The organism is Brenneria roseae subsp. americana, assembly GCF_003115815.1.
In the GTDB taxonomy this organism is placed as follows: Bacteria; Pseudomonadota; Gammaproteobacteria; order Enterobacterales; family Enterobacteriaceae; genus Brenneria; species Brenneria roseae.
Genome location: NZ_QDKJ01000005.1, coordinates 159,413 through 179,043 on the forward strand (window position 1 = coordinate 159,413; position 19,631 = coordinate 179,043).

Here is a 19,631-nt window from a genome sequence, read left to right on the forward strand (position 1 = left end):
TACGCTGGTAATGCTTAGCGGTCCTGCAATACAGCCTGACGTTCGAACTCTTTCTCGCAGTATTTACACTTCAGATGTACTTCGCCTTCCCGTTGTTTGACGCTGAACGAGGACGACACCGGCTCGCTACGGCTGATGCAGTTGCTGTTGGGACAGGTGAGTACGTCGTCAATGTGTTCCGGCAGCGTCGGCACCAGTTTGCGAACCACATCATAGTTATCAATCTGGTTGACGGTGGCCTGCGGCGCATACATCGCCAGTTGATTTGCCTGCTGTTCAGTCAGAAAGATATTTTCAATTTTAATCAGATCTTTACGACCCAGTTGGTTCGACGGCAGATTCAAACCGATAGTAATGCGCTGGTCAGTGGCCGTCAGCTTGAACAGCGTCAGCAGCTTAAAGCCGACTTGAGCGGGAATGTGGTCGATTACCGTGCCACGTTTGATGGCTTCTACCTGTAGTTTATTATCGTGAGTCATGGCTATTCCTCTTTCTCTCACAAAACCAGTTCACTATTCAGTACCAGCGCCAGCAGAGCCTGACGTGCATAAATACCATTACCTGCCTGCTGGAAGTAGTAGGCGTAGGGCGTCGAATCCACATCGCGGGTGATTTCGTCCACGCGCGGCAGGGGATGCAGCACCTTCAGATTTGAGCGGGCATTTTGCAGGTCGGCGGCCCGCAGAACGAACTGAGACTTGATATTGATGTATTCGGATGGGTCCAGGCGCTCTTTCTGCACGCGGGTCATATACAGAATATCCAGCTCGTCCACCACGTCTTCGATGCTGTTATGCAGGCTGTAAGATATGTTTTTCTCTTCCAGCATGGTCAGGATGTAGTCCGGCATGGCCAGCGCGTCCGGCGCGATAAAGTAGAAACGGTTGCCATCGAATTTCGCCAGCGCCTGCGTCAGCGAATGTACCGTACGGCCGTATTTCAGGTCGCCGACCATGGCGATATTGATATTGTTCAGACGGCCCTGCGTTTCCTGAATGGTGAACAGGTCGAGCAGCGTTTGCGTTGGATGCTGGTTGGCGCCGTCGCCGGCATTCAGGACGGGAATGCCGCCGGAGAATTTGGCCGCCAGGCGGGAAGCCCCTTCCTGTGGGTGACGCATGACGATGGCGTCAACGTACTGACTGATGACTGAAATGGTGTCGGCCAATGTCTCGCCTTTTTTGCCCAGCGAAGTGTTATTGCTGTCGGCAAACCCGACCACGGAGGCGCCCAGACGATGCATTGCCGTTTCAAAGGATAACCGTGTTCGGGTAGATGCCTCAAAAAAACAGCTGGCAATCACTTTGTGCTTTAACAATTCTGGCTGAGGCTTGGCTTTCAGACTGGCGGCAACCTGTAGTGCCAGCTCCAAATCCTCTCGACTGAGATCGTTAATCGAAATGATATGTTTTTGATAAAGCGGATTGACCATTGTTGTTTTTCTCCTAACGGTTAGTCCGGTAAACACTGGACTGGTAGACAGGCAAAAAAAAGCCCCTCAATTGAGGGGCTTTTTTAAACGATCGGTTGAGCAACGGAAAGGAAAACGCTGGCTGGCTGCCGGATGGCAGTCGTGGCTGGTAACCAGCATCAGCAGCGGCGATTTTATTTATGCAGCAGTGCATGACCCCTCCCGGCAAATTGTCGGAAATTATACGCGCCGAGGACGCTAATTCAAGCGAAAAACGTGATTTTTTACGCATGGCAATCGGTTGCGAAATGAATATTCCCGGCATTAAAAATGAATAGTGAAACTCAGTTCACTTTTTCGGGCCAAGGCGCTGGCGGGCATCACATTTGGGGAGTATAAAGTTCTCAGCTATAACTTTATAAAACAAGGGTTCATTTTAAAACGGGGAATATATGATCACTGGCAATATCCATCACCTTGAACTGGTTCCTTACCTGCCTGCCAAACTGCGCGATGCCATCGAATATGTTAAACAACACATCACGGCGGACACCCCGTTGGGCAAGCATGACATTGACGGTAATAATGAATTCGTTCTGATTTCCAACGACAGCACTGACCTGCTGGAAAAACGCCGCGCCGAGTATCACGCCAAATATCTGGATATCCAGATTGTACTCTCCGGTGTGGAGGGCATGACGTTCAGCAATCGGCCTGCGGGCGAACCGGATACCGACTGGCTGGCGGATAAAGACATCGCCTTTTTACCATTCGGCGAACAGGAAAAGCAGTTTGTGTTGCAGGAAGGGGATTTCGTGGTATTTTTCCCCGGCGAAGTACACAAACCGCTGTGTGCAGTGGGTGAACCTGCGCACGTGCGCAAAGCCGTAGTGAAGATTGACGCCTCATTGGTGCGTTGATCAGGCTGCTTTGCTCCGCGTCCTCCCCCGATCGGCGGGGGGACGCGAGGACTGGCGTTCTAATCCTGACTTAACGTTGCCACCATTACCGCTTTAATGGTGTGCATGCGGTTTTCCGCTTGATCGAACACGATACTGTGTGCGGATTCAAAGACCTCGTCCGTCACTTCCATCCCGCCGTGCAGACCGTATTGCTCCGCCATTTGCTTGCCAAGCGTCGTTTGGTCATCATGAAATGCAGGCAGGCAGTGCAGGAATTTCACCTGTGGATTGCCCGTCGCGGCAATCATTGCCATGTTTACCTGATAAGATTTCAGCAGCGTAATACGTTCCTGCCAGGTTTCTTTCGGCTCACCCATGGAAACCCATACGTCGGTGTAAATGAAATCAACGCCGGCGACACCAGCGGCAGTATCTTCTGTCAACGTAATCGTGCCGCCGGTCTGTTTGGCCGCCGCCTGGCATTCGGCAACCAGCCCTGCTTCCGGCCAACAGGCTTTGGGTGCGACCAGACGCAAATCCAGCCCGGTCAGCGCCGCCGCTTCCAGCATGGTGTTGCCCATGTTGTTGCGCGCATCGCCCACATAAGCCAGTTTTAATTGCGATAGTGGTTTGCCGGGCAGGTGTTCCTGCATGGTCAGCAGATCCGCCAGTAACTGAGTCGGGTGGAATTCATTCGTCAGTCCGTTCCAGACGGGAACGCCGGAATATTGCGCCAGTGTTTCAACAATTTGCTGGCCGTGGCCGCGGTACTGAATACCGTCGTAGATTCTTCCCAGTACGCGGGCCGTATCCTTGATCGATTCTTTATGGCCGATCTGGCTGCCGGCCGGGCTTAGATAGGTCACCTGTGCGCCCTGATCGTATGCAGCAACTTCGAAAGAGCAACGGGTTCGGGTCGAATCTTTTTCGAAGATGAGTGCGATGTTTTTGCCTTGCAGGTGGCGGGTTTCATTGCCGCTTTTTTTATCGGCTTTCAGTTTGGTTGACAGGGCTAAAAGATTGGCGATTTCTACGGGGGTAAAATCCATTAATCTTAAAAAATTGCGTTTATAAAACGATTTCATGACGTACATCTCCATGCGGCTCAACACCAGTGGTTGAATTAAAATTCACTTTATATGTGTAATTATTCAATTTCAAGTGCTGATATCAAACTTTATAGTGGAGACCGTTGCAACGCTGTGGGACAATGACGAAATATTACGTCGATTAATGAGGACTGAGGCATGGCAAACCGCGAATTGCTGGAAGAACAACGTGAAGAGACACGCCTGATCATCGAAGAACTGCTGGAAGATGGCAGCGATCCCGATGCGCTTTATACCATTGAGCATCATTTTTCCGCGGAGAAGTTTGACGTGCTGGAAAAAGTCGCCGTGGAAGCGTTCAAGTTGGGCTATGAAGTAACGGATGCGGAAGAACTGGAAGTCGAAGACGGTGTTTTGCTGATGTGCTGTGATGCGATCAGCGAAGTGGCGTTGAACGCCGAATTGATCGACGCACAGGTGGAACAACTGTTGTCGCTGGCTGAACGTCATGGTGTGAACTACGACGGCTGGGGCACGTACTTTGAAGATCCTGATGGCGAAGACGGCGAGGATGGAGAAGACGAAGATTTTTATGACGAGGACGATGACGGAAAGCGTCATTAAGTTTTAAAACCTGCCTCGTTCAAGGCCGCAGATGTGAAAGCATCTGCGGTTTTTTACTTTTCCGTTCAGGGTCTTCGGTTACAGCGTCTTCAACATGGTCACTTCACAGTCGGTATGACCGGTATTGCCCATGGAATGCGGGATATGCTCGAATCCAAGCGATTGATAGAGCCGGATGGCGCTGGTCAAATGTCCGGTGGTTTCCAGATAGCAGCGGCGAAAACCACGCAGACGGGCAAATTCCAGCGCCTGCAAAGCAAGCTGTCTTGCCAGCCCTCTGCCGCGTACGACGGGTAAAAAATACATCTTTTGTAATTCGCACACGTCATCATCGCTCGCTATCAGCGGAGCGATACCGCCGCCGCCAACCACTTTGCCGTCATATTCCACGATCCAATAGGCGCTGTCTGGCTGACTGTACAGTGCGAACAGATTATCCAGATTCGGATCGGACACCGTGTAGCCTTTGTCCGCTGTCAAACCGAATTCAGCCGACACGCAGCGGATAACGTGGGCGATGGCAGCGTTGTCTTGTGCTGTAATCGGGCGTACCCGAAGGCTGACGGGAATTGCGGTTGTCATCATGCTCGCTCTGTCCTGCATCTCAACAGTTCCTGGATAGATGCAGAGTGTAATACCATTTAACCCCATTTTAATGCAATAACCGATTTTGGTTACTGTATTTTTATTTTTGTCAGCGGTGATTGTCGTGCGTGGCAGGCCGTGATTTAATAAACCGCTATTTTTACATGCTAAATGACCCTTAACGAATAAGGGTTTATGATTTACTTCTTTTAGGATGAAAGGATTTATGGATATCAATACTTCGGAAAATAAAACACTTCACCAAGTAAAATTTCATGGCAAAGGTGGGGAGTATTTCTCTATTTGGTTAGTAAATGCGTTATTAACAGCGATTACTTTAGGGATATATTCTGCCTGGGCGACCGTACGCCGCCGTCGTTATTTCTATGGGAATACGGAAATTAATGGCGACCGTTTTGACTACCATGCGCAACCCATGCAGATTCTTAAAGGCCGCCTGCTGGTAATTGGCGGCATTATTATATTTTACGTGCTGTTGGCGCTGTCACCGATTATGGGAACGCTGGTGTTAATCGCTTTTATGGGGTTGGTGCCATGGATCATTATCCGCAGCTGGCGCTATAACGCCATTATGTCAAGCTACCGTGGTGTGCGTTTTAATTATCACTGCAAAACCGGCAAGGCATATTGGGTATTGTTGTTTTTCCCGATCATTTTGGTATTAGGACTCTATCTCACGCTGCTGGCGATTGGAATGCTGGCTGGGCTGACAAATAGTCCGATGTTTACCGGTTTGTTGGCCATTGCCATTTTTATTCCAGGGTTTGCCGCTGTTAACGGCATGATTGCGATGATGCAGAGCGATCTGTATATCAATAATATGTTCTTCGGAAAGGTGGCGTTCAAAGCCGATCTGAATAAAGCGCCCTTTATTAAATTTTCTCTGATTAGCCTGCTAATCTTTATTCCTTTCCTGATCGCGGGATTGTCACTCATCAGTTCATTCATTCTCACCATGTTCCAGGCGGGAATGATGGGAGAAAGAACGGACGAGATGGTTGGTATGATGTTGCTGAGCAACATGTTTAATCTGATTATGATGTTTATTGTGATGGGCTTTGGGATGCTGGTTTCCAGCAGCTACCTGGTCGTCGCCCAGCGAAACTATCTGTTTAATCAGACGGTGTTAAACGGTGATATCAAATTACGTTCCACCATGCAGACCCTGTCGTACACGGGGTTACTGATAACGAACAGTTTGATCACCGTATTTTCATTGGGATTGGCTGCGCCGGTTGCCGAAGTCCGTCACGCGCGTTATATAGCGAATTCGACGGCTATCGAAGGCGATCTGTCTCTGCTGAATGTACAGGCGCATCAGGATAGCGCAAACACGGCAGTGGCAGAGGAGGCGGTCAATGCGCTCGATCTGAATATTGGCATCTAAGGCCACATCATGATCATTGAGGGGCATTACCAGTACCCTGGACAGGCAGCCCGTGAGGCTGCCTGTCTCGATTTAAGCGATAACGGTTCACTGCTGGTCTTGAAAACGCAGAAAGCGACCGTCACCCACTCATTGGAGCAGGTCGCGGTGTCCGATGCATTGGGTTCTATTCCTTTGACGCTTTCGTTTTCAGACGGTGGACGTTTCGTGCCCGATAATGATCCGGCTTTTCGCGAATGGTACGAAAAACGCCGTCCGGCTGGACTGGTACATCGGCTGGAGCGTTATAAACGCGGGGTGGCATTGACTCTGCTGGTCACGATTCTGGTTGCGTTCAGCTATGTTTATGTCGTACTGCCCTGGGCCAGCTCGGCCATTGCGTTACGCATCCCGACCATCGTCGAGCTGCAACTCGGCAAACATACGCGAACGTTACTGCAACATAGTGATTTCAAACCTTCCGCATTACCGCCGGCCCGTCAGCAGGAAATGCAGCGGCTATTCCTGCAAGTGATGCCGCCGGAAATGCGCGACGAGAGAACGCCGCTGCGTCTTGAACTGATGTCCGCCCCGATCGGCCCCAATGCATTCATGCTGGTAGATGGTTCGCTGATTATCAGCGATGATCTGGCCAAACTGGCAAAAGACGACGATGAGCTGGCCGCCGTGATGCTGCATGAGATGGGACATCATGCCCATCGACACCCGATGCGGATGCTGGTGCGTTCTTCGCTGGTGTCATTGACGTTTATGTGGATGACGGGGGATGTCAGCGGGATTGGCGATACGCTGCTGCAATCGGCTGCATTCATGAATGAACTACAGTTTTCACGGGGTATGGAGCGGGAAGCGGATGCCTGGGCGATAGCGGAAATGCAGCGTCAGGGACGATCGCTTCAAGCGATGCAGGCGATGTATCAGGCATTGATGAACCATGCGCACCACGATAATGAATCACTGGAACTGCCCGGCTGGCTGAGCACGCATCCCAACATGCAGGAACGGCTGGATGCCATCAACGCACAAAACGCCGAGTCACAATAATTCATGTCGGTGGCGCTAAACCACCGACCTGTTGACTCAGCGAGTTGCCATTCTTGAGTTATTTCACTACCGAACCATCTTTTAAGATAAACATCAGATTTCCCCGCCAGAACTCGGCCAGAAAAATGTTTTCCAGTTCAATGCCATGTCGTGATATCTCAGTGGAAAGCCAGTCTTCGTCTTTTTCTATTTCACCCAGTTCGTATTTTCTGGGTTTACCGTCTTTAACGACGATCACGGATGGCATATCCATGTCCTCGCAGACAACGGTTAGCTGTCCGTTTGGCTCAATCTGGGCGTAATTGATTTTTTGAAAAGAGTAGATGCCCTGTGTATGAAGTTGTGAGGCGACGTTGATAATATCGATTTTATTTCTTTTCTTCAGAATATTGTCCATCAGAAAATGCCCTTTCTTGATGATTGGAATAGGATCACCAATGCTGACGGAGCGAAAAAAATAAATATGTTTGCTGACGGCATTGAGCAGCGAGATTAAGCCAACGCCAATAAATAGTACGATAATGTATTGATAGAGCGGGATGCTGTCGCTATAGATAACGCCACCAATTACGCCGCCCAGTACAAAGTTGCCAATAAAGTCTACAGGCGTCATTTGCGACAGTTGAGTTTTACCTGAAAAATTTAAATGAGCGATAACAATAATAAATCCTATTATGAATTTTAATAATACAAATCCGTAGTACTCCATTTTATTCTCCCTTACTCACTTGCTTACCTTTCATACTGTAGGTTTGTCTACTGCGGTATAGTGAATATAGCAATATTGAACGAGATGAGTCGGCGATCTTCATGATTTACCTGAAAATGAGATTGAAACCAGATGGACAAAGCCCCGACGTTATCGTCAGGGCTTGTTTACAAGGATAAAAAGGGGACGCGAGTTATAGTGCGGCGATAACCGATTGCTGTTCCAGCAGTTTCGCTTTGGCGACGGCATAGCCATCCAGTTTTTCGCGCTCTTTGGCGACAACCGCTTCAGGTGCGCGAGCAACGAAACCTTCGTTGGATAGTTTGCTCTCGATACGACCGATTTCAACTTCGATTTTGGCGACTTCTTTAGCCAAACGATCCAGCTCAGCGGCTTTATCGATCAACCCCGCCATCGGAATCAGCAGTTCTGCGCCTTCGATCAGTTTGGTCACAGAAACCGGGCCTTTATCACCCGCGGGCAGCAGCGTAATGCTTTCCAGACGCGCCAGCGTTTGAATAAAGCTGCGGTTTTCGTCTACCCGGCGTTGGGCGTCGGCACTGGCATTGCGCAGCAATACATCCAGCGGTTTACTCGGCGCAATATTCATTTCCGCCCGGATATTACGCACGGCAATAATCGCTTGCTTGATCCATTCCAGATCGTTCAGCGCCAGCGTATCTTCCTGTGCGTCGTTAAATGCCGGGAAAGGCTGCAACATAATCGTGTCGCCGGCAATCTCTTTCAGCACTTTCACCCGCTGCCAGATGGTTTCGGTGATGAACGGAATGATCGGATGAGCCAGACGCAGCAATGCTTCCAGCACGTTCACCAGCGTGTTGCGCGTACCGCGCAGTTCCGCTTCCGTTCCGCCGTTCATCACCGGCTTCGCCAGCTCCAGATACCAGTCGCAGAACTGGTTCCAGGTGAACTCGTACAGGATATTGGCGGCGATATCAAAGCGGTAGCTGTCCAGCGCTTCACGGTAGGCTTTTACGGTGCGGTTAAATTCCGTCAGGATCCAGCGGTCGGCCAGCGACAGCACCTTCTCTCCGCCATTGAAGCCGCAATCCTGATCTTCGGTATTCATCAACACAAAACGGCTGGCGTTCCACAGCTTGTTGCAGAAGTTGCGGTAACCTTCCAGACGTTTCATATCCCAGTTGATATCGCGTCCGGTGGAGGCCAGCGCGGCCAGCGTAAAGCGCAGCGCGTCCGTTCCGTGCGGCTCGATACCGTTCGGGAACTGTTTCTCGGTACGCTTGCGGATTTTTTCCGCCAACTGCGGTTGCATCATGTTGCCGGTACGTTTTTCCAGCAATGCTTCCAGCGAAATACCGTCCACCATGTCCAACGGGTCAATCACGTTCCCTTTGGATTTCGACATTTTCTGGCCTTCTTCGTCACGAATCAGGCCAGTCATATACACGGTATGGAACGGCACCTGTGGCTTGCCGTTTTCATCTTTGATGAAGTGCATGGTCAGCATGATCATACGGGCAATCCAGAAGAAAATAATGTCGAAGCCGCTGACCATCACGCTGCTGGGATGGAAGGCTTTCAGCTCCGGCGTCTGTTCCGGCCAGCCCAGTGTAGAGAAGGTCCACAGTCCGGAAGAGAACCAGGTATCCAGCACGTCTTCGTCCTGATTTAAGGCGATATCGTCAGACAGATTGTTTTCACGACGAACTTCTGCCTCATCGCGGCCAACGTATACTTTGCCTTGCGCATCGTACCAGGCCGGAATACGGTGACCCCACCACAGCTGACGGGAAATACACCAGTCCTGAATGTCGCGCATCCAACTGAAGTACATGTTTTCGTACTGCTTAGGCACAAACTGGATTTCACCCTGCTCGACGGCTTCAACCGCAACGTTGGCCAGTGGCGCGGTGCGGACATACCACTGGTCGGTCAGCATGGGTTCAATCACCACGCCACCGCGATCGCCGTAAGGAACAGTCAGGTCGTGCGCTTTGATTTCTTCCAGCAGGCCGAGTTGATCAAAGGCCGCAACGATGGCCTTACGCGCAGCAAAACGTTCCAGACCACGGAGGGATTCAGGAATAGCGCTGCTGTAGGCGGTACTGGCTTCGCCATTGGTATCGAACACTTCGGCTTCCTGGCGGATATCGCCATCAAACGTCAGAATGTTGATCATCGGAAGCTGGTGACGTTTGCCGACCTCGTAGTCGTTGAAATCGTGGGCCGGCGTGATCTTCACGCAGCCGGTGCCTTTTTCCATATCGGCGTGTTCGTCACCGACGATCTTGATGCGGCGGCCCACCAGCGGCAGGATCACTTCTTTACCGATAAGGCTCTGGTAACGCGGATCTTCCGGGTTGACCGCGACACCGGTATCGCCCAGCATGGTTTCCGGACGTGTGGTGGCAACCACCAGATAATCTTTGCCTTCAGCGGTTTTGACGCCGTCGGCCAGCGGATAACGCAGGTGCCACATGGAGCCTTTAACGTCACGGTTTTCGACTTCCAGATCGGAAATCGCGGTGCGCAGTTTCGGATCCCAGTTCACCAGGCGTTTGCCGCGATAAATCAGATCTTCTTTATAAAGACGAACGAATACCTCTTTCACCGCATTGGACAAACCTTCGTCCATGGTGAAACGTTCACGTTCCCAATCGACGGAGTTACCCAGACGGCGCATCTGGCGGGTGATCGTGCCGCCAGACTCGGCTTTCCACTGCCAGATTTTATCGATAAACGCGTCACGGCCGTAATCATGGCGCGTTTTACCTTCTTCGGCCGCGATCTTGCGCTCAACCACCATCTGGGTGGCGATACCCGCATGGTCGGTGCCCGCCTGCCATAGCGTATTTTTACCCTGCATACGCTGATAGCGGATCAGCGTATCCATAATGGTTTGCTGGAAAGCATGGCCCATATGCAAGCTGCCGGTGACGTTGGGCGGCGGGATCATGATACTGAAGCTTTCTTTACTCGTATCGCCGTTCGGCTTGAAATAGCCTTGTTCTTCCCAGCGCTCGTAGAGCGGCTGCTCGATATCTTGCGGGTTATATTTCGTTTCCATTATGCTCAAAATTCAGTGAGTTGGCGGCTTAGCCGTAGTCAATTGAAAGCCGACGCTGCGATAGGCTTTATAGCGGTCGCGCGCCAACTGTTTCAGGGATTCTTCGTAAGGGACAAAGTCTATCACTTCATGGAAAGCGGTGGCAAAATCTGCGAAGTGAGGCAGCAGGCTGATTAGCAGATCCCGCGGGGCATTTCCGCGTCGCTCCGGCCACGCCAGTTCGACGGGCGCCCCCTGACGCGGCCCTTCTCCCGCCAGATTGTGCGGAACAAAGCTGTGGGGATCGCGTTGCCACAACGCTTCATCCAATCGCATGGCCTGCTGCTCATTTTCACAGGCAATCAATACTCGCTTTCCCGCGCGCCAACGTTCCGCCGCCAGTGTGCACGCCAGCACCTCGAAGGCGCGGAGATCGCCGCTTTTACTGTCGTGTTCAAGAAGATAGAACGTTGCGTTTTTCATTATCTACACTATTGATAAAGGCCGGAAAGTCCGGCCCGGTATTGCTGATTGAGTCAGGCGCAGATGGTGGCGCCTGACAGACTGCCGTCATTCTACGTCGTTCAGTCCGGCGCGGTTAAGCAGGAATTGCGACAGCAGCGCCACCGGACGACCGGTGGCGCCTTTGGCCTTGCCTGAGCGCCATGCCGTTCCGGCGATGTCCAGATGCGCCCAGCTGTACTTGCGCGTGAAGCGTGACAGGAAGCAGCCGGCGGTAATCGCCCCGCCGGGACGACCGCCGATGTTTGCCATATCGGCAAAATTGGATTCCAACTGCTCCTGGAACTCATCGGTTAGCGGCAAACGCCAGGCGCGGTCGCCCGATTGCTCGGACGCGCCCAGCAACTCATGCGCCAGTGGGTTGTGGTTCGCCATCAGGCCCGTGATGTGATGACCAAGGGCAATCACACAGGCACCGGTCAGCGTCGCAACGTCAATGACGACATCCGGCTCATAGCGCTCAACGTAGGTCAGGGCGTCACACAGCACCAGACGGCCTTCCGCGTCGGTATTCAGCACTTCGACGGTCTGACCTGACATGGTGGTCAGCACGTCGCCCGGACGATAAGAACGCCCGTCGACCATATTTTCACAACCGGCCAGCACGCCGATGATATTTAGCGGCAGCGCCAGTTCGGCGGCCATGCGCATTACCCCGTAAACGGTGGCGGCACCGCACATGTCATATTTCATTTCGTCCATGCTGTCGGCAGGTTTGATGGAGACGCCGCCGGAATCGAACGTCAGGCCTTTGCCGACCAGCACAATCGGGCGGCTATCCGCAGACGGATCGCCTTTGTATTCGATGACGGACATCAGTGATTCATTCTGCGAGCCCTGGCCGACAGCCAGATAAGCGTTCATGCCCAGCTCTTTCATCTGCTGCTCGCCAATGACGCGGGTGGTGATGTTCTGGCTGTAAGTATCCGCCAGTTGACGAGCCTGCGACGCCAGATAAGCGGCATTACAGATATTTGGCGGCATGTTGCCGAGGTCTTTGGCGGCTTTAATGCCGGCGGCAATCGCCAGACCGTGTTGAATAGCCCGCTCGCCGCTGGTCAGTTCACGGCGCGTCGGCACGTTGAATACCATTTTACGCAACGGACGGCGCAGCTCGATTTTGTTGCTCTTGAGCTGGTCAAAGGTGTAGAGCGACTCTTTGGCGGTTTCGACGGCCTGACGCACTTTCCAATAGGTGTTACGGCCTTTGACGTGCAGTTCAGTAAGAAAACAGACCGCTTCCATCGAACCCGTTTCATTCAGCGCGTTGATGGTTTTCTGAATGACCTGTTTGTACTGACGCTCATCAAGCTCGCGCTCTTTGCCACAGCCAATCAGCAAAATACGCTCTGAAAGAATGTTGGGTACATGGTGCAATAGCAATGATTGCCCCACTTTGCCTTCCAGTTCACCGCGGCGAAGCAACGCGCTGATATAGCCGTCGCTGATTTTATCGAGCTGTTCGGCAATTGGGGACAGGCGACGCGGTTCAAACACGCCGACGACAATGCATGCACTGCGTTGTTTTTCCGGGCTACCGCTTTTTACGCTGAACTCCATGTACTCTCCTGAATCTTAAAGACAAAGGCGGGATCAACGGCTAGAATGTGACACTCCGTAATATTTTCCCGCCGTTGCGTTAACATAACCTGTGTTAATCTTAACGACGTAACGAATCTGTTTTGGTGACTATAAGCAGGTTCTGATACAACAGCTCAAACGCAGTATGTTGTAATACAGTTTTAGCTACGAAGGTTGCCACAAATGAGTATAAATGGCGAGTTAGCGAAGAAACTATCGACTTTCCTGCAAAAAGACAAGTTTTCACAGGCGTAATTAAGCGTGATCATCATTCGATATCTGGTAAGGGAAACATTTAAAAGCCAAGTGGCCATCCTTTTCATTCTGTTACTGATTTTCTTTTGTCAGAAATTAGTGCGGATACTGGGCGCCGCGGTTGATGGCGAAATCCCGACAAATTTGGTTATCTCTCTGCTGGGACTGGGTGTGCCAGAGATGGTGCAGCTTATTCTGCCATTAAGCCTGTTTCTTGGATTATTGATGTCGCTTGGCCGCCTGTATGCAGAAAGCGAGATTACGGTCATGCATGCCTGTGGGCTGGGTAAAAGCGTGCTGTTAAAAGCGGCGCTGGTACTGGCGGTGCTGACGGCGGTGATGGCTACCATCAATGTGCTGTGGCTTAGCCCGTGGTCTTCCCGGCATCAGGAAGTGGTACTGGCGGAAGCGAAAGCCAATCCCGGCATGGCTGCGTTGGTCGAAGGACAGTTTAAGTCCGCGCAGGGCGGTAATGCAGTGCTGTTTGTCGGTAATGTAAAAGGTCAGGAGTTTGAACACGTCTTTCTGGCGCAGCTGCGGACGAGTGGCAATGCCCGTCCTTCCGTTGTGGTGGCCGATCGTGGTCATATCACGCAGAATAGCGAAGGCTCTCAGGTGGTGACGCTGGATAACGGCTCCCGCTATGAAGGAACGGCATTACTGCGTGATTTTCGTATTACCGACTTCACCAACTATCAGGCGGTGATCGGTCATCAAACGGTCACGCTGAACAACAAAGACGTACAGCAAATGGATATGCAGACCTTGTGGCATTCAAGCGAGAATGATGCACGGGCCGAATTTCACTGGCGATTGACGCTGATTGTTTCGGTGCTCATCATGGCGCTCATGGTGGTGCCGCTCAGTGCGGTCAATCCACGGCAAGGACGGGTACTCAGTATGCTGCCGGCCATGCTGCTCTACCTGATTTTCTTCCTGCTGCAAAGTTCGCTGCGTTCCAATGCGAGTAAAGGGAAAATCGATCCCATGTTCTGGGTCTGGCTGACCAATCTGATGTATTTCGGTATCGCGGTGGTTCTCAACCTCTGGGACAGCATTCCAATGCGCAAAGCGCGTTCTCGTTTTAAAGCTCGTTCTTTTAAAACACAAGGGGCGGCCTGATGTTTGGTGTATTAGACCGCTATATCGGCAGAACCATTTTCAATACCATCATGACGACGCTGTTCCTGCTGGTATCGCTATCCGGCATTATCAAGTTTGTCGACCAGCTGCGCAGGGTTGGGCAGGGAAGTTATTCGGCGTTGGGGGCCGGACTTTATACTTTGCTCAGCGTGCCAAAAGATATCGAAATCTTCTTTCCGATGGCCGCGCTGCTCGGCGCCTTGCTGGGTTTGGGGACGCTGGCAACCCGCAGTGAGTTGGTTGTGATGCAGGCTTCAGGCTTCACCCGATTGCAGATTGCCGGAGCCGTAATGAAAACCGCGATTCCGCTGGTGTTGCTCACCATGGCGATTGGCGAGTGGGTTTCCCCTCAGGGTGAACAGATGGCGCGCAACTACCGTTCTCAGATGATCTCGGGTGGTTCGATGATCTCCACACAAGGCGGGCTGTGGGCAAAAGATGGCAATGATTTTATCTATATTGAACGGGTCGTCGGCGACGGTGAACTTTCCGGCGTCAATATTTATCATTTCGACCAGCAAAACAAACTGTTGTCTGTACGCTATGCGGCATCGGCGACCTTCGATAACGGCGTCTGGAAACTGTCACAGGTTGATGAATCCGACCTGAGCGACGGCAAGCAGATTGGTGGAAGCCAGACGCTTAGCGGGGAATGGAAAACCAACCTGACGCCAGACAAACTGGGCGTGGTGGCGCTGGAGCCTGATTCGCTCTCGATTCGCGGACTGCACGATTACGCCAACTACCTGAAACAGAGCGGCCAGGAAGCGAGTCGTTACCAGCTCAACATGTGGAGCAAGATCTTTTCACCGGTCTCCGTTGCCGTAATGATGCTGATGGCGGTTTCCTTCATCTTTGGACCGTTGCGTAGCGTATCCGCTGGTGCGCGTATCGTAATTGGTATCAGCTTTGGTTTCTTGTTCTATCTGCTTAATGAAATCTTCCGGCCGCTGAGCCTGGTATATGGCATTCCTCCGATTCTGGGGGCTATCTTGCCCAGCGCAGTGTTCCTGATTATCAGCGTGTCGTTGCTATTGAAACGTCGCTAGCCTTGCCTTAAATCTTGTAAAAAGGCGTTGCCGGGAAACCGCAACGCCTTTTTTATGCCGAGAGGTAACCAAAGATTAGGGGTTAGCAGTCGCGGGGCTAATGCGCATTGGCCCTCTAAAATGATGTTAACACCTTGCCAAAGATGATTTTTTCAGCACTTAACCCGACGCAGGGCGGAATAGAGTTGCGCACCAGTCGGCAAACGGTATAATGCACCCGTTTTCCGCATACTACTTCAGTGCCGAAGTGGCGAAATCGGTAGACGCAGTTGATTCAAAATCAACCGCCGCAAGGTGTGCCGGTTCGAGTCCGGCCTTCGGCACCATCGTATGAAAATCAAGTCACCTTAGGGTGGCTTTTTTTGTGTCCATAATCGTCCAATAACGTCCATATCTACCTGTTAAATAACATTTTTAATCCTATTTTATTCCTCCCGGTGTCGTCTGTTTTATCCACACTAATCTTTTCCCGTCTAGTGACAGACATTGTAGCGCGTGCCGCCAAACCTCGCGGAAGGGTCTACAAACTCGCGGATGCGAATGCTCTGTACCTTTCTAACGGCTCAAACGCTGGTATCTGAAGGCAAGAAAGCCGAATTGCTTTCGCTATCTGCTGATCTCACTGGTGAAAGCCAAAGAGAAACGTGATGAGGTGCGGTTGTTGTTAGCTGATGGCATCAATCCGGCGCAAAGATGCGAGCTGAACATCTGGTACCTTTGACATCATGTGTATCCACGTTAATAACTGTTTTTTAAAGAAGCGCGTTAGCAACTTTAGCGGTCATTGAATACTCGCCATGCTAAGGAGTAGTATGTTTTTAGTTACTGAATTTACTACATAAGGACATTGGCATCTCATGGACGATAACAAGAACAACAGTCTCTCAACCATTCAGGCACTTAAAATTCTCGATTATTGGCACAAGATTGAATTTTTCGAGTCCACTGATATTAAAAGTCTGGAGGATAACGCTGATGGCGTTCTGAGACTGACAGTGGAGGCACTGCAAGTTCCTTCAGCGCTTCCCTGGATCGATCCCCAACAGATCAGGCTGGCGGGAAGAGATTATTTTCCCTCAAAGAAATATCACTATGAGCTTTTTTTTGGCATTTTCGATCGCAAGGAAATATTTACCCGCGCAAAACAAACCTGGCCTGATATTGCAGATGTTAAGGATGAACAACTTCAGGATGAAGGTCGGACTTGTTCGGTAAAATGTCTCGTCGATCAGGATGGATATATTGATGGCGAAAGTTTTGAGTTCTCTACCGTCACATGGGCGCTAGGACAATTGGAAACTGGCGGATTGCAGGACATCAGTCTGGAGTCTTACCAAATTGCGACCGGGAAGTTACAAAAGCGCTTTCAGGAAATTATTGCGGTAGCTAACAATCTAAAAAAAGAGCATGGATTACCGCCCGTCCTGACGACTTACGAAATTATTGAATTTTTGAAGGCAATGGCAGAATGGACGCATTTCAGCCCGGAAGTTCCGGCGCCAGCGCTTTTTATTAAGCTAAAAGAGATCAGAACGAAAAAAAACGCTCCCTGTAAGGATCAGCAACAGCAAACGTTTTATCCGGACAGGCTTTCTGAACTCTCTCGCCTTTCTCAAATATCGGTTAACCCGGCTCTCACCGAAGTATCTGTATCTTCGCCAGATACCGCGGGCGAAATCACTATTCTGAACAGCTTTTACCTTCGCGATATTGAAAAAGCGATTAACGGGATAAAAGAAAGAGGGCTGCTCGCTGATTCTCCATTGGGACGTTACCTTATCGGCAGCAGGGATAGAAAACCGGACCTGTTGACGCCGGATGGCCGTTCGCTGCTGCTGGATAAACTGAGGTTAAGTCAATTGCCTGCCGGGCGCTGGCCGTCTGATTCTGCGCACAATATGAGTCTGATGCAGCAGTTCGCGATTAACACACTTGAGCAAGAACTGGCCCTGTCAGGGCTTTACTCGGTCAATGGCCCACCCGGTACGGGTAAGACCACGATGTTGCGGGATCTGGTTGCCAGCAATTTGGTTAAACGAGCATCCATTCTGGCAAGCCTTGGGCGTGCTTCTGAGGCATTCGGGGAAACCATCTGTCTGACGTTGGCTGGCAAACATTTCACTATTCCCTGTCTGTCCCCCCGGCTCGCGGGTTATGAAATGGTGGTGGCATCCAGTAATAACGCGGCGGTGGAGAATATTTCTCGGGAATTGCCCCAGCAAAAAAGTCTGGGCAAAGTCTGGCGGCAGATTGGTTACCTGAAACCTGTTGCGCAAAAGCTGGCGGCACAAACTCGTATTTTCGAGCTCCATGAGCAGAAAAACGATAAGTCATATGAAATCAAACCATTAACCGCCGACACGGATTGTTGGGGACTGATTGCCGCGGCGCTGGGAAAACAGGAGAACCGTGAAATATTTGGACAGCGTGTTTTCTATTTGAAGTCGGAAAAAGGCGTTGCTTCGGCACCTGCCGATGGTTATCGCACCCTGGTAGAGTCGATTAAGCAATTACCTGATAACGCATTCGCAGAAGCGAAGAACGCTTTCAATACAGCGCAGGAAGGATTCCAGGGCATTCTTTATGAGCTGAAACAGCTGGAAGCGTTGCGGGATCAGCAGGAGGCTTGCCAACAACAAAAGTTAAAAGTGGAGAAATGTCGTACTCGCCTGCTTAGGCTGAACGCGTGGCTGGCAAAACTTCGAGCCCGCAGAATGGCATGGTGGACGTTGCAGGTCGGGGCCTGGTGTCGTGAAAGGGCGATTATCGGCGGTCTGGAACGGAGGCGTGTCGCTGTTGACGCCAGTTATCAACTTGAAAAAAACCGGTTCGAGCAATTAGCTAATGCCTTGAGAGAGGAACAGCAGCGGTGTGCCTTGCTTGAAGAAAAATACTCCGATGCGGTTTTTGCCACGTCGGAGACGGATATCGAAGCGCCGGCATTCCAGCGCACCACTTTCGGCCATTGTCAGGCGCTGAATGAAGCTCGTAGCCTTCTGACTGTCAAAGCCCTTGAGCTGCATCAGGCATGGTTGGCGGCGGCCTACAAAGAGAACAATCTTCATCAGGCATTCTATATATTAATGCAAGCGATCAATGGTGGCATTCAACATAAACAGGCGTGCATGGTGCTATGGCGGCTGTTGTTTATGATCGTGCCTGTTGTCTCATCAACCTTTGCCTCCGTGGCGCGCCAGTTCAGCTCTTTCGGAGAAGGTGATATCGGTTGGCTGTTTATTGATGAAGCAGGGCAGGCAACGCCGCAGCAGGCCGTAGGCGCGCTTTGGAGAGCGAAACGGGCCGTTGTCGTTGGCGATCCGTTGCAGATTGAACCCGTATTTACCATCCCACCGGCGTTTGTTGAAGCCATCGCCCGACGAGAGTTCGGTGAGGCATGGCGGGACTGGTCTCCCACGGTGCAGTCAGTGCAAAATCTGGCAGATCGGGTAAACCCATACGGGACAATGCAGATATCGAAAGAGAGCTGGCTTGGCAGCCCGCTGCGTGTGCATCGCCGCTGTGATGAGCCGATGTTCAGCATCGCCAATGTGATTGCATACAACAATAAGATGCTGCATGGACGGGATGATCTCTGGCCGCAGGATGATTTCCTCTGGGGAGATAGTTGCTGGTTTGATGTGTGTGGTGAAGTCGATGGTAAGCACTTTGTCCCTGAACAGGGGCGGTATGTGCTTTCTATGCTGCGGGCGTGGCTGGAACAGTCTCCAACATTGCCTGACGTCTACATTATCTCTCCGTTTAAGCGGGTGAAAAACCGGCTGGAAATGTATCTGCGCAAGGAGTTGCGTGGCGTCAACGGCAGTGGTGCGTGGATCAACGAACGTGTCGGCACCGTACATACGTTTCAGGGTAAAGAAGAGAAAAACGTGATTATTGTGTTGGGCCTGTCAGAGGAAAACCGCGGCGCAGCAAAATGGGCGTCTGCGAAACCTAATCTGTTGAATGTCGCGGTTACACGTGCACAGAAACGTGTTTATATTGTCGGCAGTAAGAATATCTGGTCGGGGTGTCAGTATTTTAATGTTGCGCATGAGAAGCTGGAAGCGCGGCAGAAATCAGCGCAGAGCATGAATGCTAAGGAAAGCGCCGGCAAATTAATACCGAACTGATTACATTCACAGAACTGAGTATTTGCCGAAGAGGAAACTGACGGTGCCGTGGTACATTTAACCTGACGCAAAATTCTGTACGCTCATTTCAAATGATGACTGGTATTATTGATTATATTGAATCAATTTATAATCAATAATACAGTCACTACAAACTGGAAAATGCTTTATCTGTTGAATATGATCAAGAG

Annotated in this window: 16 protein-coding genes and 1 tRNA gene; 8 read left to right on the forward strand and 9 right to left on the reverse strand. The window is 51.1% G+C overall.

Annotation, left to right across the window (positions count from 1 at the left end; translation table 11 throughout):
* Window positions 1-14 precede the first annotated feature (14 nt).
* Together pyrI and pyrB are read right to left on the reverse strand one after the other, a co-directional pair.
* The gene (gene pyrI, locus B4923_RS08175; protein WP_109053858.1) at window positions 15-479 is read right to left on the reverse strand and encodes an aspartate carbamoyltransferase regulatory subunit; all 465 of its coding nucleotides are present in this window, start codon (window positions 477-479) and stop codon (window positions 15-17) included.
* 17 nt (window positions 480-496) lie between these two features.
* Complete coding sequence (gene pyrB, locus B4923_RS08180; protein ID WP_109053859.1) at window positions 497-1,432, reverse strand: aspartate carbamoyltransferase; 936 nt, start codon at window positions 1,430-1,432, stop codon at window positions 497-499.
* Window positions 1,433-1,863: 431 nt separating this feature from the next.
* On the opposite strand from pyrB, the gene B4923_RS08185 reads away from it, so the two are divergent.
* Window positions 1,864-2,331, forward strand: coding sequence for a NanQ anomerase/TabA/YiaL family protein (locus B4923_RS08185; RefSeq protein ID WP_109053860.1), 468 nt, complete (start codon window positions 1,864-1,866; stop codon window positions 2,329-2,331).
* 59 nt (window positions 2,332-2,390) lie between these two features.
* On the opposite strand, the gene argF is transcribed toward B4923_RS08185, so the two are convergent.
* On the reverse strand, window positions 2,391-3,398 hold the full coding sequence (argF, locus tag B4923_RS08190; RefSeq protein ID WP_109053861.1) for an ornithine carbamoyltransferase: 1,008 nt from the start codon (window positions 3,396-3,398) through the stop codon (window positions 2,391-2,393).
* Window positions 3,382-3,468, reverse strand: a complete 87-nt coding sequence (argL, locus tag B4923_RS21305; RefSeq protein WP_425428605.1) for a putative translational regulatory protein ArgL — start codon at window positions 3,466-3,468, stop codon at window positions 3,382-3,384. The genes argF and argL overlap by 17 nt, the downstream gene beginning before the upstream one ends.
* 92 nt (window positions 3,469-3,560) lie before the next feature.
* Between argL and rraB the strand changes: the two genes are divergently transcribed.
* Window positions 3,561-3,986 carry a ribonuclease E inhibitor RraB gene (rraB, locus tag B4923_RS08195; protein WP_109053862.1) on the forward strand — a complete coding sequence of 142 codons (426 nt, stop codon included), beginning with the start codon at window positions 3,561-3,563 and terminating at the stop codon, window positions 3,984-3,986.
* Between the two features lie 78 nt (window positions 3,987-4,064).
* Here the strand turns inward: rraB and B4923_RS08200 are convergent, their stop codons facing one another.
* On the reverse strand, window positions 4,065-4,568 hold the full coding sequence (locus B4923_RS08200; RefSeq protein WP_109053996.1) for a GNAT family N-acetyltransferase: 504 nt from the start codon (window positions 4,566-4,568) through the stop codon (window positions 4,065-4,067).
* 229 nt (window positions 4,569-4,797) lie between these two features.
* Between B4923_RS08200 and B4923_RS08205 the strand changes: the two genes are divergently transcribed.
* Both B4923_RS08205 and B4923_RS08210 read left to right on the forward strand, forming a co-directional pair.
* Window positions 4,798-5,979, forward strand: a complete 1,182-nt coding sequence (locus B4923_RS08205; RefSeq protein ID WP_109053863.1) for a YjgN family protein — start codon at window positions 4,798-4,800, stop codon at window positions 5,977-5,979.
* Between the two features lie 9 nt (window positions 5,980-5,988).
* Window positions 5,989-7,023: a M48 family metallopeptidase gene (locus B4923_RS08210; RefSeq protein ID WP_109053864.1), complete on the forward strand. Its 1,035-nt coding sequence runs from the start codon at window positions 5,989-5,991 to the stop codon at window positions 7,021-7,023.
* 58 nt (window positions 7,024-7,081) lie between these two features.
* On the opposite strand, the gene B4923_RS08215 is transcribed toward B4923_RS08210, so the two are convergent.
* The 4 genes from B4923_RS08215 to pepA all read right to left on the reverse strand — a co-directional run bounded on the left by B4923_RS08215 (window position 7,082) and on the right by pepA (window position 12,842).
* Window positions 7,082-7,732, reverse strand: coding sequence for a DUF421 domain-containing protein (locus tag B4923_RS08215; RefSeq protein ID WP_109053865.1), 651 nt, complete (start codon window positions 7,730-7,732; stop codon window positions 7,082-7,084).
* Window positions 7,733-7,925: 193 nt separating this feature from the next.
* A complete protein-coding gene (locus tag B4923_RS08220) occupies window positions 7,926-10,781 on the reverse strand; it encodes a valine--tRNA ligase (protein WP_109053866.1) in 2,856 nt (951 codons plus the stop codon).
* A gap of 12 nt (window positions 10,782-10,793) precedes the next feature.
* On the reverse strand, window positions 10,794-11,243 hold the full coding sequence (locus tag B4923_RS08225) for a DNA polymerase III subunit chi (RefSeq protein WP_109053867.1): 450 nt from the start codon (window positions 11,241-11,243) through the stop codon (window positions 10,794-10,796).
* Window positions 11,244-11,330: 87 nt separating this feature from the next.
* Window positions 11,331-12,842 (reverse strand): leucyl aminopeptidase, encoded by a 1,512-nt coding sequence (gene pepA / locus B4923_RS08230; RefSeq protein ID WP_109053868.1) that lies wholly within the window; start codon window positions 12,840-12,842, stop codon window positions 11,331-11,333.
* A gap of 282 nt (window positions 12,843-13,124) precedes the next feature.
* Between pepA and lptF the strand changes: the two genes are divergently transcribed.
* The 4 genes from lptF to B4923_RS08250 all read left to right on the forward strand — a co-directional run bounded on the left by lptF (window position 13,125) and on the right by B4923_RS08250 (window position 19,440).
* A complete protein-coding gene (lptF, locus tag B4923_RS08235; RefSeq protein WP_109053869.1) occupies window positions 13,125-14,240 on the forward strand; it encodes an LPS export ABC transporter permease LptF in 1,116 nt (371 codons plus the stop codon).
* Window positions 14,240-15,310 carry an LPS export ABC transporter permease LptG gene (gene lptG, locus B4923_RS08240; protein WP_109053870.1) on the forward strand — a complete coding sequence of 357 codons (1,071 nt, stop codon included), beginning with the start codon at window positions 14,240-14,242 and terminating at the stop codon, window positions 15,308-15,310. The genes lptF and lptG overlap by 1 nt, the downstream gene beginning before the upstream one ends.
* Before the next feature lie 241 nt (window positions 15,311-15,551).
* Window positions 15,552-15,636: transfer RNA gene (locus tag B4923_RS08245), tRNA-Leu, on the forward strand.
* A 531-nt stretch (window positions 15,637-16,167) separates the two neighbouring features.
* Complete coding sequence (locus B4923_RS08250) at window positions 16,168-19,440, forward strand: DEAD/DEAH box helicase (RefSeq protein ID WP_109053871.1); 3,273 nt, start codon at window positions 16,168-16,170, stop codon at window positions 19,438-19,440.
* The last annotated feature ends 191 nt before the right edge of the window (window positions 19,441-19,631 follow it).